Origin of the sequence: Shewanella alkalitolerans (assembly GCF_019457575.1) — a bacterium.
Lineage (GTDB): Bacteria > Pseudomonadota > Gammaproteobacteria > Enterobacterales > Shewanellaceae > Shewanella > Shewanella loihica.
In genome coordinates this window covers 903,213-918,002 of record NZ_CP080422.1, presented here as the reverse complement: position 1 = coordinate 918,002, position 14,790 = coordinate 903,213, and the positions used below count along the sequence as shown (strand labels likewise).

Below are 14,790 nucleotides of genomic sequence, written 5' to 3'. Positions count from 1 at the left end.
ATGAAGGCCATGAAGTACCTCTTGTCCGGTCTTATTTTCCTCACGGTTTTTTTCCTGTGCGAGGCTAGGGCCGAAGAGCAGATAGATGATATTACCACGGGCGAATTTCACTTCACCCTCGCCTTAGGCTATGGCGGAATCGAGAACCCCAGGGCCAAGTCGGACGATATCACCACCTACGCCCTGCCGAGCTGGTCCTACTATGACGACCGCTTCTATGTGGAAAACTTCACCCTGGGCTACAGCCTGTATGAGTCCGATAGCCTGCTGGTCGATCTACAGACCCGCCTGAACGAAGATGGCTTCTTCTTCGAACTCGACGGCTGGAACAAGGTCTTCCTAAGCGACATCCTCGGCTTTAAACCCAACAAGCAGCCGATATTCGGCCCGGCGATCCCCGAGGTGCCGATCGAGCGTAACATCTCCTATCTCGGCGGCCTCAGCACCACCTGGCTCACTCCCTACAGCGATTTCACCCTGGGCTATTTTCACGACATCAGCGGCGTCCATCAGGGTAACGAGATCCATCTCAAGGCCAAGAAGAACATGGCATTTTCCTGGGGCGCCCTGGGCTTCGAGGTGGGCGCGATTCGCAAGAGCAGCCAGCTGATCAGCTACTACTACCATTTCACCGAGGAGGAGCTCGGCCGCAGCCGGGTGCAGCAACCTCAGTCGGCGGCCATCAACTACCACACCAGCGGCGTCGTCAATGTGCCCCTGTGGCAAGACATTAATTTTGTAGCCATTATCACCTACACTTGGTTAGGAGACGAGATCACTAAGAACCGCATGATAGAGAAGGATGGATACCTGTCAGGGTTCATCGGAGTCAGCTATGCCTTCTAACGCCATCAAGCTGATACAGTGCATGTTACTGCTGGCCCTGGCCACCAGCTTCTACTGCCAGGCCAATAGCACCCAAGTCAATATTAAGCCCAAGACCTGCGCGGTTCTCGAGGCAGGTACGCCCTGCCACATGACGCTCAAGATCAGCTACAAACTCGAGGCATTGGAGCAGACCTGTATCTGGATAGCCCTTAAGGAAGCCCCGGAGCAGTGTTTCGATCGCCTTAGCGTGGATCACCTGCTGGAACTGACGCTCACCAAGGATACCCAGGTGCTGATCAAAGATCTCAACAACAAGGTGCTCGATGAGGTGACCATACAGATCGCCACCTATCAGCCCGTAAACACCCGCAAACGACGAGGACTCAACTGGAACCTGTTATGAGCAAACCTAAGATTCTCCTGATTGAAGACGATCTGGATTTGGCGGAGCTCACCCTGCTCTACCTGACACAGCAAGGCTTCGACCTGACCCACAGCGAATCGGCCCAGGCGGTGGCTAATTTGCCCGCCGATCTAAGGTTCGACCTCATCATCTGCGACATCATGCTGCCCGACAGCGACGGCTTTAGCCTGTTCGCCGAGCTGCAGGCGCGCTACCAGTGTGTGATCATCTTCATGACCGCCCTCGACGGCCAGCAGGAACAAATAAAGGGTTTAGAGCTGGGCGCCAGCGACTATATCGTCAAGCCGGTCAACCCCGAACTCTTAGTGGCTCGCATCAAGGCTAACCTGAGAAAGCTCCCCAGCGAGGCGCCTCCTCAGAGCGTCACCCTGCACGACTTCACCATAGATCATACCCATCAACAGCTGACCATAGGCGACCGACAACAGAAGGTGACCACCCAGGAGTTTGACCTGTTATGGATCTTCGCTCAGCACCCGGGCAAGGTGCTCAGCCGCGAATACCTGTTCGAGCAATATGTGGGCCGTCCTTACGATGGCCTCGATCGGGCGATCGATCTTAAGATCAGCCGCCTGAGAAAGAAGATAGACAGCTATCAGATAGACGGCCTCACCATCAAGACGGTGCATGGTCAGGGCTATCTGTTTAACTATCAGCCCCAGCTCTCGGACAAGGGATGAAGTTTCAATTCTACCGTCTCTATGCCCTGCTGATCTTAAGCAGCGCCCTGATCATCTGGTCTTTCAGCGAGATCCACGGTGCCATGCAGCACCAGGTGGAGTCATACCAGATAGATGTCGACAGCGTGTTTCGCGGCCTGAGCGAGGAGGACAGCAGCGTGCTGATCCGCCAGCTCTCCCGCGATGAACTGGCGCTACCCCAGGACCTAGCCGATAAACTGGATGGCGGCGAAACCATCGCCCTCACCCTGAGCGGCGGCAAGACCTACTACTATCGCCAGGCCCCCGAGATTAGCGATTCAAACGACAAAGAGCCGGCCAAGGTGATCGCCTTCGGCCCTGTGCTGCGCAAGCCCACTCAGGCGGTGCCCACAGAACTTATCATCTTCGCCCTTTACGCCAGCCTGGGCTGTCTGGCACTGCTGCTGATCTGGCCCCTGTTTCGGGATCTCTCCCAGCTGCAAGCATCCGCGGTGGAGTTTGGTGCCAACCCGAGAAAGATGGAGCAGACGATCAACAAACGCTCGGCCATCTATCCCCTGGCTAAGGTGTTTCATGAGGTCACGGTGCAGATCGTCGACTTCCTGCAGATGCACAAGGAGCTGTCGCGCACCATCTCCCACGAGGTCAGGACGCCCTTGGCGCGCATGCGCTTCGCGCTGCAGCTAAGCAAGGCGGAGCTGGATGAGAAATACTGGCAGCGACTCAACGCCGACATCGACGAAATAGAGCAGCTGGCCAACAACTACCTCTCCTTCGCCAAGCTGGAACACAGGGAGGCGCAGATAAAGAAAGAAGCCGTCAGCACCCAGGCCTTCCTCGACCAGTTAGAGGAGAAGTTTGCCCTCTACCAGGACAAGATAGGCATCACTTTTATTGCCGACGACAGGCTTGCGGTATTCGATGCCAGCTCCATGAGCATAGCCACCCAAAACCTGATCATGAACGCCCTGCGCTTCGCCAAGCAGAACATCCAGGTGCGTTTTCGCTGCGAGGGCGATCTGTGTCAAATAACCGTAGAGGATGATGGCCCAGGCTTCGAAGGCAAGGGCAAACAGCTGCTGGCTGCTTTTGCAAGGGACAAGGAACAATCCGACGGCTCGGGCTACGGCCTTGGGCTCTACATAGCACGCAAGATCGCCATCTGGCATCAGGGCCGGTTAGAGGTGGCAAAGTCCGAAGAGCTAGGCGGTGCCAGCCTCACCCTGCTCTGGCGCAATCAGCCAGCAAAATAGACCCGGCTCGCCGCTGCGTTAAACTTGTCTCATCCTAAAACAGCCCAGCCAGCACGCCGAGCAACATCCCCGCCAGCGCGAAACTCAGCAATAGCATGAGAATGCTGGGTCGATAACGCAGCTGCCAGGCCAGTCCTATCAGTACTAAGAGAGCATCGGGCCAAGCGAGGATGGCACTAGTTATCACAGGCGAGATAAGCGCCGCCAGCAGCAGGCCCACCACGGCGGCGTTGAGTCCCATGATGGCGCCGCGAAATCTCGCCCGCCCCATCAGGCCATGCCAGCTGCGCAGCAAAGAGAGTTGCAGCAAGAATCCCGGGAGGAAGATGGCGAGTGTCGCTACCAGGGCCCCCTGCAGCGGCGACTCCAGCCATGACTCTGCGCCGAGAAAGGCCGCCAGGGTAAACATAGGGCCGGGCACCGCCTGAGCCAAGGCATAACCCGTCAGGAACCGCTCGCTGGTCAGTTGCTGACCGACACTGGCCTCAAGCAACGGCAGCACCACATGACCACCACCAAACACCAGGGCACCGGCCTGATAAAACTGGGCAAACAGCTGAGACAGGCTATGGCCAGACCCTAGCCAGAAGAGTGACAGACCAAACAGCAGGATAAACAGCATAAGCGGCAGCATCTGCGGCCGTAAGGTATCCACTGAGACGCCCTCTCCTCCATTCGCACCTTGCTGCCCAGCATCCTGCTCTATGCCCTGAAGCGCCGATGGTGCCAGCCAGACGGCGCCGATAACTGCGGCCAAGATCAACAGGCCTAGCTGGCTGGCCAGGGTGCCGACAAACAGGGTGAGCGAGGCGCAGAGCAACATAAGTAGCCGGGTGACGCCGCGACGACAGAACTGCTTAAACATGCTCAGCACGGCATCCGTCACCACCACGACCGCCATCAGCTTGAGGCCATGGATCAGCCCCTGAAACCAGCTGGTATCCAGCCAGCTCAGGCTAGCCACCGCCATAAGATAGAGGAGCAGAAATGAGGGCAAGGTAAAACCCAGGAAGGCAGCGAGCGCGCCGGGAAGTCCTGCCCTGTGATGGCCGATGGCGAAGCCCACCTGGCTCGAGCCCGGCCCGGGGATCACCTGACTCATGGCGACTATGGCGCCAAAACGCTCGGCCTCCAGCCAGCCGAGATCATCGACGAAGCGCCGCTTGAAATACCCGATATGCGCCGCCGGCCCGCCGAAACTCATCAGTCCCAGGAGCAGAAACTGCTTAAATACCTCACCCAAGTTGTCATCCTCCGTCAAGCCTGAGCCGAGATTTGGCCGCGCCGCTAAGTTACGCGCCGCCTTTTGAAATACAGGTTAATTAGATTATGACAGACAGGTGACAGCCTGATGACAGCCGACTAAAGAGACTCGAGGGCCAATATTAGAAACTTGGCCGGTTACTCGCCGATGCGCTGTAGCATCACCAGCACCTCGAAATGATCTGTGTGGGGGAACATGTCAAACAGCTGCACCTTGGTCACCCGGTAGCCTGAGATGCAATGTAGATCTTTGGCCAGCGTCTTGGGATTACAGCTGGAGTAGAGAATTGCCTTAGGGGCAAACTCGCTCAGGGAGTGGCACAGGGCCTCGCCGATACCGCGTCTGGGCGGGTTGACTATGATAAGTTCCGGCTTCTCTTCGCTGCGGCTGTCGCTGGCAAAGCTGGTCGAGTCCAGCGCGGTGAAGCGTACCTTATCAAGCCCCAGCGTCTCGGCCGACATCTTGGCACAGGCGATCGCCTCGGCCTCGATCTCTATGCCGGTCAGGGCCACCTCTTTCGAGGCGCAGTGCAAGCCAAAACCGCCGACGCCACAGAAGAGATCCCAAATCGATTTAGGCGCCAGCTCACGAGTCCATTCCCGCGCGCTCAGGTAGAGCTTGGCCGCCACTTCGGGATGGGTCTGGAAGAAGCTCTTGGGACGAATGTAGAGGGGCACGCCATTAAACTCCTCCTCCAGCCGAGTCGCCTCGGTAAGGAAGATCTCCTCCTCTCCCTCCAAAATTGCCATATGTACGGGCTGCAAATTCACCGACACCACCTTGATCTCAGGGTGCTCTGCTAGCAGTTTTGGCAGTTCGCGTTCGATGCGGGGGATGGCCTGCTCCGAGCGCATCACGAAACGCAGCATATACTCGCCGCGTACCTGACTGCGGGTCAGCAGGATAAATTTAAGCTCGCCCTTGGCCTTATCGACCCTATAGGGCGGGATGCCAGCCTGGCGCACGAACGCCTCTAATCGGTGCAGCAACTGCTGCATATCCTGAGGATAGAGGCTGCAATCACACAGGCTCACCGCCTCGCCGCTTGGGCTCACCAGCCCCAATATAGGTTGATGGGCGGCGCCCAATACCACCATCTTGGCCTTGTTACGAAAACCGCTCTCTGGCCCCACCACGGGAGGAAGCCACTGCTCCACCGGCAGATCTTTCAGCAATGCTTCCAGGGTCGCCGTTTTCGCCGCCACCTGATCACTCAGGGGCGTCTTGAGATGACGACAGGAAAGACACTGATTAGCATCGAAATAGGCACACTTCACGGATGGTTTGCTCGCAGCTTGGCTTAAAAAAGGCGCCCTACTTTAGCCTTTTTGAGGAGAAAAATCACCTTTCGCCGTGGTCGACTCGCTTGATGGCGCCTCATCTGTCACGGGAGTGAGGCGCAACTTATCGACATCGGCGCATATCGGCTTGGGGCCGCGACGACTCTTGACCCAGGCCAGCGCCTCCTTGGCCGTGTGCCTGAAGGTGGTCAGCTTGCCGCCATAGACGGTGAGCAGGTTGGGATGGGTATCGCGCGACAGCATCATGGTATCCCTTGGCAGGTCGAACGCCTCGCCGCCCTGCTTGGGCAGCACGCGTACGCCGCAGTATCGCCCTGTGATGCGCTCTTCGAGCGCGCCATCATTCTCACTCAGGGGGAAATAGTGGCGGTAGATCCCCAGCAGATAGGCCTCCTCGGCCGGCGTCACGCCCGCCGCGTCCACCGCATCGATTGGTGTCTCTGTGGTGCCTATCATTGTCTTACCCTGCCAGGGCATGACAAACACCACCCGCTTATCGAAGATAGACTCCAGGTAGAAGATGCCGCTGGGGGCGGGGATATCCAGCACCAGGTGACTCCCCTGTACCAGCTCCACCGGCGATACTTCCACCTTAGGGATGACCCGCTCGAGCGTCTGATTGACCCAGGGCCCGGTGGCATTGATGACGCAGCGGCTGCTGAGGCGCCGCGATTCACCCTTATGGCTGAAGCTGACGATGCAGGAGTCTGGCCTGTGCTCTATCTGCTCCAAGCTGACCTGAGTCAGCAACTCAGCTCCCAGTTGCTTGGCACTCTGGGCCACAGCGCTAGTCAGGGCGCCATCGTCGGTCTGGGCATCCCAGTAACGAAACACGGCGCGCAGCCCCTTGAGCTTGAGACCGGCAAGCTCACTCCAGCGACTGGCCGGCACAGACTGAAACTGGCCCAGGGGATCCAGCTCGCTCAGCAAAGCATACAGACTCAGCCCGGCGCGAATGGCCAGCGGGCCGCGCTGGCTGCCACGATAGATAGGAATATAGAAAGGCACTGGCTTTACCAGCTCGGGCGCCAGTGTCAGCAGCGCCTTGCGCTCACTCAGGGATTGGCGCACCAGGCCAAGTTGACCCGACTCTAAGTAACGCAGGCCGCCGTGGATCAGCTTACTGGAGTTCGACGAGGTCTTCTCGCCCAGATTATCCTTCTCAAGCAGCACCACAGAGTAGCCGGCGGCCTGGGCACACTGGGCGATACCCACTCCGGTAATGCCGCCACCAATCACCACTAAATCCACTGCTTGCATATCGCATCCTTTCGCTTTATGAATCTAATTAGATTAACCCTGACTCGACGCATCCAGATAACGGTAGGCCTTGTCACACAGGCGCTTGAGTTCGGCAAACTCTTCGGGCTCGCCCCCAAGTTTGCAACGCATCTGCATAGGGATCGACCGGGCCTGCTGCTGCAGCTCACGGCCTGCGTCGGTTAGCTGCAACACCCGCACCCGCTCGTCGGCTTCGCTGCGACCTCGGGTCACCAGGCCCTTGCTTTCCAATCGTTTTAGCAGAGGTGTCAGGGTGCCCGAGTCCAGGTGAAGCTGCTCACCCAAGGTCTTGACGCTGATCCCCGGCTCCTGCCACAACACCAACATCGCCAGATATTGGGAATAGGTCAAGTCCAACGCCTCCAGCAGAGGGCGGTAGGCACGCACCATGGCATTGGCGGCGCTGTAAAGCGAGAAGCAGACCTGGTTTTCGAGGGCCAGGGGATTAGGCTGAATATCTTGGCTCGTGGATTGACTCATGAATTGGAACGCCATCATTAAATTGCACACAACTTTTACCAAGTTTACGCCATGCGCAGGCCAAAGTGAAAAATTATCAAAAAAATTTTTCACTGCATAGTTAGTCAATAATCTGTCATCTTTACAGAGACTTAATCAAATAACTAAGTAAAACCATCTAGATGCGGCTCGACTGAATCCTGACGCTAGGTTAAATACTCAAAAAGGCTGAAATTTCCGCACCTTTCCACCAACAAAGATGGTTGCTTTTCGAGCGATAATCCCCTAAATTCCCCCCACTATTCAGCTCGATACACTAAAAAACACAATGGAGGTGTTCACTATGAAGCAATTGCTGCTAGTGATGTTGTCATTTCTCTTTGCCGCCCAAGCCAGTGCCGCCTGCCCGCAAAACATCAGCTTTGGCGACATTCCCTTTGAGAAAAACAGCTCTTACTTCGATAGCCGATATGCCAAACAGTTGCAGTCGCTGATCGAGAAGACTCAAGCCGACAGCGGTTACCTGCTGCTGGAGTTTCCCCTCTATAAGGGCGAGACAGATAAGAAGATCAGAGACTATAACCTCTGGCTCGCCAACCGCCGCATCGAACGGGTCAAGACCTTCTTGACTAAGGCCGACTACAACCAGCCTGTAGTCACTAAGCTGCTGACGGCCAGCAAGGAAGACACCCGCACCCTGAGCCTTCACTGGTGCCAGCAGGGCGAGAGCGAAACCACCATCGCCAGCACGGTAGACCCCAGCCGTCACCAGTTAAAGTAAGCGCCTCAAGGGGTAAGCTGTAGCCAATAAGCCTTAGCTAATCACGCCCCTGCTAAACAGGTTCTAGTCGACAGGTCGCCTCCCTCAAAATTGGCGAGGCGGCAGCTTGACGATAGACAAAAATCCGCGCCAGTTAACACTTCCTGTACATTTCAAGATTTGCGTTGCAAATCTTAAACATAAACTTAGTCTCCCCCAGCGCCCGCAGTAAACTGTCCCTAGAGGATTCACGCCTTTGTCATCGTCTTTTGGCAAGTCAGCCCCGGGGAGGGATTATGTTTAGAGCCCTGATGTTTTGTTTTCTGTTACTCTCGAGCGCACTACCCAGCTTCGCACAGGCCGAGGAACACACTGCGTCTCAGAATGCCACCTGGCATTATGTCGACGCCGACGGCCAGCTGAAGATTAAGCTCTATTTCTTCTGGTCTAAGACCTGCCCGCACTGCGCCGAGGCGCACCCCTTCATCGACAGTCTGCCGGAAAAGTATCCCTGGATAGAGCTGGAGTCACACATGGTGTCTCAGGCGGGGACTCAGGAAAAATGGCAGGCGATCGCCGAGCAGACCAAGGTTGCCGCCCGCTCCGTGCCCTATATCGCCGCCTGTGAACAGGCGACCGTAGGCTACAGCAGCGAAGCCGTGACGGGGCAATTTATTCTGCAGCAGCTCAAGGCCTGTTACCGCGCCCTGGGTGGTGTAGTAGCTGACAATGATCAGGCGGCCCAGACAGGCATGGCATCCGCTGAGGGCGAGCCGCTGTTTGCCACCTGTAGCGCCAGTAGCGAACCCGGTACCTGTGACCTGGGGCTGGAAGAAAGCTCACCTGCCGCGCCCGTCACTAAGGTACAGCCTATAGAGCTGCCACTGATCGGCGTGGTGGCGCCAGAGCAGCTCTCACTACCTGTATTGACCGTGGTGCTGGCCGGGGTCGATGCCTTTAACCCCTGCGCCTTCTTCGTGCTGCTGTTTCTGCTCTCTATCATGGTTAACGCCAAGAGCCGCAGCCGCATGCTGATCGTCGGCGGCATCTTCGTCTTCTTCTCGGGCTTTATCTACTTCCTGTTTATGATCGCCTGGCTCAACATCTTCGAGCTGCTGGGCGCGGGGAGCGATGGTGGCCTCATCATACTCGGGGCCGGCCTGATGGCGTTGGTCGCCGGTGCCATCAACATCAAGGAATACTTCTTCACCAAGGGCGAGGTCAGCCTCTCCATGTCGGCGGAAAACCGCACCGGGCTTATCAAGCGCATGGGTAAACTCACCAGCGCCAGCAGCATGGCGGCGATGATTGCCGGCACTGTGGTCTTGGCTATATTGGCCAACGCCTATGAGCTGCTGTGCACCGCAGGCTTCCCGATGATCTACACCAGCGTCTTATCTATGCATGAGCTGCCGGCATTCGAGCGCTACCTCTACCTGGCCTTCTACAACATAGTCTATGTGATCCCGCTGGCGGCTATCGTGATCGCCTTCAGCGCCACCCTGGGTAAGCGCAAGCTCACCGAGAAAGAGGGGCAGACACTGAAGCTGATGTCGGGGATCATGATGATTGGCCTGGGCGGCATGCTGGCCCTGGATCCGACCGCGCTGCAAAATGCCGGCCTGGCCATTGGCTTGATCTTCGCCTCCATCGGCCTGACCTTCATCATCAGCATGGGACGCAAATTGATAGAGAGACGCGGCGCCACCAGTTAATTTGGCAAAGGCTAAAGTTTTCCCAAACGCTGCCGATAGCACTATGGTTAATCTGTGCGAAGTATTTCGATTAACCATAGTCTCAACGTAAGTAGGCTCTCACCCAGTTTAAGGCGGTAATCATGGCAATAACAGTTGGAACCAGTAATCTACAACCTAATCTAAGCAATGGAAGCGTTGGGGTTAAAGTTGCACAGCTCGCCAAAGAGCAGCAGCAGGCAGAGGGAGAGATTGCACTACAACTGATTGAAGCGGTTGACTCGGCGCCTAGCGCTGGGCCTGTGGGAAATAGTGGTCACAACATTAATACCACAGCTTAGATCAGAGCGAACTTCGCAAAGCCCTCATCATGAGGGCTTTTTTTTATGGCCCTCATTTGTCGCAATTTGATGTTGCCTCAGGCTCATCACTCCCCTTGCCTGCCTCAAGGCTTGCCGACATCTAACAAAGATATTTGGCTAACGCGGTAAAAAATACTAAGCTGGGCCGACCCTGCGATATGCCAAGGCGTGCATCTCAAACAGCATTGGGCGCCAAAGCTGGTTACAGATATCAAGTTACAGACAGCAAGGCACAGAAAGCTAGTCACAAATAGTGGAAGATTAATTATGGAGGACAACAAGATGCGAGGAGCCGGCGGCAGTTCCGGAGGGATAGGCCTGTTTTTAGTAGGCCTGGTGATGATGTGCGGTGGTTTCTACCTGCTGCTGAACGCCATTTCAGTGACCTCAAACTTTAGCCTTGGCTATCGACTCTACAACGTCGGTGGCATGGGGATCACTGGCGGCACCATACTGATCCCGCTGATCTTCGGCATAGGCATCATCTTCTACAACGCCAGAAACCTGCTGGGTTGGCTATTGACCCTGGGGTCACTCACGGCGCTTATTTTTGGTGTGCTCTCCAGCGTCAGATTCAACCTCAGGACCATGACCACCTTCGATCTCTTGGTCATACTGGTGCTTGCAATTGGCGGCCTGGGGCTGTTTTTACGCTCGCTCAAGGCCATAGACGCCAAATACAGCTAGCCTTATGGGCGCCTTACAGTGGCGCCCTCAAGACAGGTAGGAACTGACGACCTTATCTTCTGCCGCCTCCCCCTTGGCCACCCCAGCGCTGAATCTATCCCGTCCCTGCGCCTTGCTCTGATAGAGAAGCTGATCGGCGCTGGCCAGCAGCTCATCCGCATCTAACCCCGGCTGCCATAGGCAGACGCCCTGAGAGACGGTGACATAGGTGCCGAGGGGCGAGTCTGGATGGGGGATCTCGGCGTCCTTGAGCTCATAACGTATCTGCTCGGCAATATGACGCGCACCACTGAGATCTGTATCGGGCAAAATGATGGCAAACTCCTCGCCGCCGTAGCGCGCCGCCAGATCCCGAGGCCGGGAGGCCACCCCGTGTAACACCTCACCCAGCCTTATCAGACAGCGATCGCCATCGCTATGGCCCAGGCTGTCGTTGAGGCGCTTGAAGAAATCCACGTCCAACAGGATCATGCTCAGGGGGTCACCGGTGCGCTCGGCGGCCTTGATCTCCAGGGCGAGCACCTCATCGAAATGACGCCTGTTACTCAGGTCAGTTAGACCATCGATAAGCGCCATACGCTTAAACTGCTGCAACAGCTGCTGTTTCTCGGCGTCGCGCAAGATTGCCTTACGAAACCATTGCAGCAGCACCTTCTGCCCGGTAATGATGATCACCAAGAGACAGACAAACTTGGTCAGGGCAAAGATAGGATTTTCCGGGATCTCGATAAGCCGGGTCACCAGGCTGACCAACAGCAGAGGCACCACACTGACTAGGAGCCAGCGGCGCACCGGGAAAAGAGAGATGGCGAAGGTAAATAGCAGCACGTCGGTTACCGAATCGACTGTGGCAAGAGAGCCATATTCACCCAACAGGTTATAGGAGCTGGTGAGCCAGTAATGGCCCACCACAAAGTAGATCCAGGCGACCTCTAACACCAAGAGATAGGCCAGCACCAGCCCCATGCGATGCTGCTCTGGCTGACGATAGAGGATCCCCGCCAGACCAAACAGGGCGATGCATAGGGTCGGCATTTGCAGCACCAGAAGATCCGGCAGCGTCAGAAGGCTATTCATCTGTAGCATGGACGCAAGGAAGATGGCGACAAGCAGAAACACGGAGAGATAGGCGGTCCATTTTACCGAGCGGCAAAGATAGATGTGGGTTTCTTGGACTAGGAGTTCGTCAAAGCTTTTTGGCTTACTATTCATCGTGTCTGTGCCCGCCCTCTTCTGCTTTCGTCATAAGCTTAAGTAATTATAAAGATGAAAAAAAAAACAGCCAGCATAAAGCTGACTGTTTATTTTGTGGCATTTTGTACCTTTAGGCGGCTTCCGCGTCCGCAGGCTCGCCGAGACGGATTAGGTAATCGAAGGCGCCCAGAGAGGCCGTTGCGCCGCTGCCCATCGCGATGATGATCTGTTTAAAGGCAGAGTTGGTCACATCGCCCGCGGCGAATACGCCTGGCAATGACGTCTGGCCTTTAGCATCGACGATGATCTCGCCGCGTTCGCTAAGATCTACTGTGCCCTTGAGCCACTCGGCGTTAGGCACCAGACCTATCTGTACGAAGATACCCGCCAGGGCAACATGGTGCTGCTCACCCGTGGCTCTGTCTGTGTAGTTCAGGCCTTGTACCCGGGTGCCATCGCCCACCACTTCTGTGGTCATCGCCTGGGTGATGATCTCTATGTTGCCCATGGAGGCCGCCTTACGCTGTAGCACCTCGTCGGCGCGTAGCTTGCTGTCGAACTCCAGCACGGTAACATGCTCGACGATATTGGCCAGATCTATGGCCGCCTCTATGCCCGAGTTACCACCGCCAATCACAGCGACGCGCTTGCCCTTAAACAGCGGGCCGTCACAGTGCGGGCAGTAGGCGACGCCTTTGCCGCGATACTCTTTCTCGCCCGGCACATTCATCTCGCGCCAGCGAGCGCCCGTGGCCAGAAGTACCGTCTTGCTGCGCAGCAGTGCGCCACTTTCGGTCTGGATCTCAAACAGCTCGCCTGACTTCAGGCTCAGGGCGCGCTGGTTATCCATGATATCGACATCATAGTCGTGAACATGGGCTTCCAGGTTAGCCACCAGCTTAGGCCCCTCGGTCGCCTTGACCGAGATAAAGTTTTCGATGCCCACGGTTTCTGCCACCTGACCACCGAACTTGTCCGCCAGGATGCCGGTTCTCAGTCCCTTACGGGCCGCATAGATGGCCGCCGATGCGCCAGCCGGGCCACCGCCGACCACCAGCACGTCGAAAGCCTCTTTCTGGCTGAGCTTTTCCGCCTGACGGCTGGCCGCATTGACGTCCAGCTTATTGAGGATCTCGACCACGCTGATACCACCGACAGAAAACGGCTCGCCGTTCAGGTAGACAGAGGGTACCGCCATGATGTTGCGCTCGTTCACTTCATCCTGGAACAGGGCGCCGTCTATCATGGTGTTTTGAATGTTAGGGTTGATCGCCGACATCATGTTGAGCGCCTGCACCACCTCGGGACAGGTTTGACAGCTGAGTGACACATAGGTCTCGAAGCGATACTCGCCCGGCAGGTCGCGGATCTGCTCTATCACCTCAGGTGCGAGCTTGATCGGATGGCCGCCTGTGTGCAGCAGGGCCAGCACCAGAGAGGTAAATTCATGGCCCATTGGCAGGCCGGCGAAATGGATCTGACTGCCGGTGTCAGGGCTAGTCACAGTCATCGACGGGGTACGCTCACCCACAGATTCGGTCAATGACACTAATTCTGAAAGCGCGGCAATATCGGTTGCCAGCGACAATAACTCTTTTGCTTTAGGACGCTCATCTGCCGATACGACAAGTTCAACTGGGCGCTTGAGGTTTTGCAGATAGGTAGTCAGCTGATTTTTCACATTCGCATCTAACATGATAACTCCTAGGAAAAAGTGGCCCCCAGAAGGGAGCCAAAAACATAGGGAAAAATTGCCGGCTCGCATGCAGGGGGAGGTGAACCGGCAATGAAAAAGAATGATGATTAAACTACTTTGGCTTTCGCCGGGTCGCCCGAGATGATGAGACCCGGGCGACCTTGAGGAGGAAGATCTTAGATCTTACCAACTAGGTCCAGTGAAGGCGCTAGGGTCTCTTCACCTGGCTGCCATGCTGCCGGGCAAACTTCACCGTCGTGAGTCGCAACATACTGAGCCGCTTGGATCTTACGAACCAGCTCAGAAGCGCTACGACCGATACCCAGGTCGTGAATCTCGGCAACCTTGATCTGACCTTCTGGGTTGATCACAAAGGTACCGCGCAGCGCCAGACCTTCCTCTTCGATCATCACGCCGAAGTTGCGTGAGATAACACCCGTTGGGTCGCCGATCATTGGGTAGTTGATCTTGCCGATAGTGTCTGAGCTATCGTGCCACGCCTTGTGAGTGAAGTGAGTGTCGGTAGACACAGAGTAAACTTCAACACCCATAGACTGTAGCTTCTCGTAATGGTCAGCCATGTCACCCAGCTCTGTTGGGCAGACGAAGGTGAAGTCGGCAGGGTAGAAGAAAACCACAGACCACTTACCCAGTAGGTCTTGCTCAGTCACAGAGACGAAATCGCCCTTGTGATATGCAGTGGCTGAGAAAGGCTTGATTTCGGTGTTGATGATAGATTGAGTCATTGCTTGCTCCAGTGCTCGTTATTAAGAGTAAGTTTGTGGGGTGAGGCGTTTGCCTTGACCCCGTGTTCGTTGTCGATGAGGAGATAATAACGAGACTGGATAATTAAATATAACGGATAAAAGCTATCATGCTAATCGGTTTTTAAGATTATCATTGGCATGACGACATAAAACCGATT

15 protein-coding genes are annotated in these 14,790 nt (G+C 56.0%); 8 read left to right on the top strand and 7 right to left on the bottom strand.

Going from position 1 to position 14,790, the window contains the following annotated elements; all coding sequences use genetic code 11:
- Positions 1-9 precede the first annotated feature (9 nt).
- From K0J45_RS04110 to K0J45_RS04095, 4 genes are read left to right on the top strand one after another with little or no spacing between them, the layout of a single operon-like run.
- On the top strand, positions 10-846 hold the full coding sequence (locus K0J45_RS04110; protein ID WP_258406568.1) for a MipA/OmpV family protein: 837 nt from the start codon (positions 10-12) through the stop codon (positions 844-846).
- On the top strand, positions 836-1,231 hold the full coding sequence (locus K0J45_RS04105; RefSeq protein ID WP_220044365.1) for a DUF3019 domain-containing protein: 396 nt from the start codon (positions 836-838) through the stop codon (positions 1,229-1,231). The genes K0J45_RS04110 and K0J45_RS04105 overlap by 11 nt, the downstream gene beginning before the upstream one ends.
- Positions 1,228-1,932, top strand: a complete 705-nt coding sequence (locus K0J45_RS04100; protein ID WP_011864610.1) for a response regulator transcription factor — start codon at positions 1,228-1,230, stop codon at positions 1,930-1,932. The genes K0J45_RS04105 and K0J45_RS04100 overlap by 4 nt, the downstream gene beginning before the upstream one ends.
- Complete coding sequence (locus K0J45_RS04095) at positions 1,929-3,167, top strand: ATP-binding protein (RefSeq protein WP_220044363.1); 1,239 nt, start codon at positions 1,929-1,931, stop codon at positions 3,165-3,167. Before K0J45_RS04100 ends, K0J45_RS04095 begins: the two co-directional genes overlap by 4 nt.
- A gap of 34 nt (positions 3,168-3,201) precedes the next feature.
- On the opposite strand, the gene chrA is transcribed toward K0J45_RS04095, so the two are convergent.
- From chrA to ohrR, 4 genes are all read right to left on the bottom strand, one after another.
- Positions 3,202-4,410, bottom strand: a complete 1,209-nt coding sequence (gene chrA / locus K0J45_RS04090; RefSeq protein WP_220044362.1) for a chromate efflux transporter — start codon at positions 4,408-4,410, stop codon at positions 3,202-3,204.
- A 158-nt stretch (positions 4,411-4,568) separates the two neighbouring features.
- The gene (gene rlmC / locus K0J45_RS04085; protein WP_220044360.1) at positions 4,569-5,708 is read right to left on the bottom strand and encodes a 23S rRNA (uracil(747)-C(5))-methyltransferase RlmC; all 1,140 of its coding nucleotides are present in this window, start codon (positions 5,706-5,708) and stop codon (positions 4,569-4,571) included.
- A 42-nt stretch (positions 5,709-5,750) separates the two neighbouring features.
- Positions 5,751-6,992 (bottom strand): glycerol-3-phosphate dehydrogenase/oxidase, encoded by a 1,242-nt coding sequence (locus K0J45_RS04080; RefSeq protein ID WP_220044359.1) that lies wholly within the window; start codon positions 6,990-6,992, stop codon positions 5,751-5,753.
- 33 nt (positions 6,993-7,025) lie between these two features.
- Complete coding sequence (gene ohrR, locus K0J45_RS04075) at positions 7,026-7,511, bottom strand: transcriptional regulator OhrR (RefSeq protein WP_220044357.1); 486 nt, start codon at positions 7,509-7,511, stop codon at positions 7,026-7,028.
- A 304-nt stretch (positions 7,512-7,815) separates the two neighbouring features.
- Here ohrR and K0J45_RS04070 point away from each other — a divergent pair, with 304 nt between their 5' ends.
- The 4 genes from K0J45_RS04070 to K0J45_RS04060 all read left to right on the top strand — a co-directional run bounded on the left by K0J45_RS04070 (position 7,816) and on the right by K0J45_RS04060 (position 10,975).
- Positions 7,816-8,253: an OmpA family protein gene (locus K0J45_RS04070; RefSeq protein ID WP_220044356.1), complete on the top strand. Its 438-nt coding sequence runs from the start codon at positions 7,816-7,818 to the stop codon at positions 8,251-8,253.
- 275 nt (positions 8,254-8,528) lie between these two features.
- A complete protein-coding gene (locus tag K0J45_RS04065; RefSeq protein WP_220044355.1) occupies positions 8,529-9,947 on the top strand; it encodes a cytochrome C biosynthesis protein in 1,419 nt (472 codons plus the stop codon).
- Between the two features lie 122 nt (positions 9,948-10,069).
- Positions 10,070-10,267 carry a hypothetical protein gene (locus K0J45_RS19730; protein ID WP_011864602.1) on the top strand — a complete coding sequence of 66 codons (198 nt, stop codon included), beginning with the start codon at positions 10,070-10,072 and terminating at the stop codon, positions 10,265-10,267.
- Positions 10,268-10,570: 303 nt separating this feature from the next.
- The gene (locus K0J45_RS04060) at positions 10,571-10,975 is read left to right on the top strand and encodes a hypothetical protein (RefSeq protein WP_011864601.1); all 405 of its coding nucleotides are present in this window, start codon (positions 10,571-10,573) and stop codon (positions 10,973-10,975) included.
- A 27-nt stretch (positions 10,976-11,002) separates the two neighbouring features.
- On the opposite strand, the gene K0J45_RS04055 is transcribed toward K0J45_RS04060, so the two are convergent.
- From K0J45_RS04055 to ahpC, 3 genes are all read right to left on the bottom strand, one after another.
- Positions 11,003-12,187, bottom strand: coding sequence for a GGDEF domain-containing protein (locus K0J45_RS04055; RefSeq protein ID WP_220044354.1), 1,185 nt, complete (start codon positions 12,185-12,187; stop codon positions 11,003-11,005).
- Positions 12,188-12,299: 112 nt separating this feature from the next.
- Positions 12,300-13,865, bottom strand: a complete 1,566-nt coding sequence (ahpF, locus tag K0J45_RS04050) for an alkyl hydroperoxide reductase subunit F (protein ID WP_011864599.1) — start codon at positions 13,863-13,865, stop codon at positions 12,300-12,302.
- 176 nt (positions 13,866-14,041) lie between these two features.
- Positions 14,042-14,611: an alkyl hydroperoxide reductase subunit C gene (gene ahpC, locus K0J45_RS04045; RefSeq protein WP_011864598.1), complete on the bottom strand. Its 570-nt coding sequence runs from the start codon at positions 14,609-14,611 to the stop codon at positions 14,042-14,044.
- Positions 14,612-14,790 lie beyond the last annotated feature (179 nt).

What these genes read in the sequence shown, in the direction of transcription:
- K0J45_RS04110 (WP_258406568.1), top strand. Translation starts at nt 10, where the DNA reads ATGAAGTACCTCTTGTCCGGTCTTATTTTCCTCACGGTTTTTTTCCTG.
- K0J45_RS04105 (WP_220044365.1), top strand. Translation starts at nt 836, where the DNA reads ATGCCTTCTAACGCCATCAAGCTGATACAGTGCATGTTACTGCTGGCC.
- K0J45_RS04100 (WP_011864610.1), top strand. Translation starts at nt 1,228, where the DNA reads ATGAGCAAACCTAAGATTCTCCTGATTGAAGACGATCTGGATTTGGCG.
- K0J45_RS04095 (WP_220044363.1), top strand. Translation starts at nt 1,929, where the DNA reads ATGAAGTTTCAATTCTACCGTCTCTATGCCCTGCTGATCTTAAGCAGC.
- K0J45_RS04080 (WP_220044359.1), bottom strand. Translation starts at nt 6,992, where the DNA reads ATGCAAGCAGTGGATTTAGTGGTGATTGGTGGCGGCATTACCGGAGTG.
- ohrR (WP_220044357.1), bottom strand. Translation starts at nt 7,511, where the DNA reads ATGATGGCGTTCCAATTCATGAGTCAATCCACGAGCCAAGATATTCAG.
- K0J45_RS04070 (WP_220044356.1), top strand. Translation starts at nt 7,816, where the DNA reads ATGAAGCAATTGCTGCTAGTGATGTTGTCATTTCTCTTTGCCGCCCAA.
- K0J45_RS04065 (WP_220044355.1), top strand. Translation starts at nt 8,529, where the DNA reads ATGTTTAGAGCCCTGATGTTTTGTTTTCTGTTACTCTCGAGCGCACTA.
- K0J45_RS19730 (WP_011864602.1), top strand. Translation starts at nt 10,070, where the DNA reads ATGGCAATAACAGTTGGAACCAGTAATCTACAACCTAATCTAAGCAAT.
- K0J45_RS04060 (WP_011864601.1), top strand. Translation starts at nt 10,571, where the DNA reads ATGCGAGGAGCCGGCGGCAGTTCCGGAGGGATAGGCCTGTTTTTAGTA.
- K0J45_RS04055 (WP_220044354.1), bottom strand. Translation starts at nt 12,187, where the DNA reads ATGAATAGTAAGCCAAAAAGCTTTGACGAACTCCTAGTCCAAGAAACC.
- ahpF (WP_011864599.1), bottom strand. Translation starts at nt 13,865, where the DNA reads ATGTTAGATGCGAATGTGAAAAATCAGCTGACTACCTATCTGCAAAAC.
- ahpC (WP_011864598.1), bottom strand. Translation starts at nt 14,611, where the DNA reads ATGACTCAATCTATCATCAACACCGAAATCAAGCCTTTCTCAGCCACT.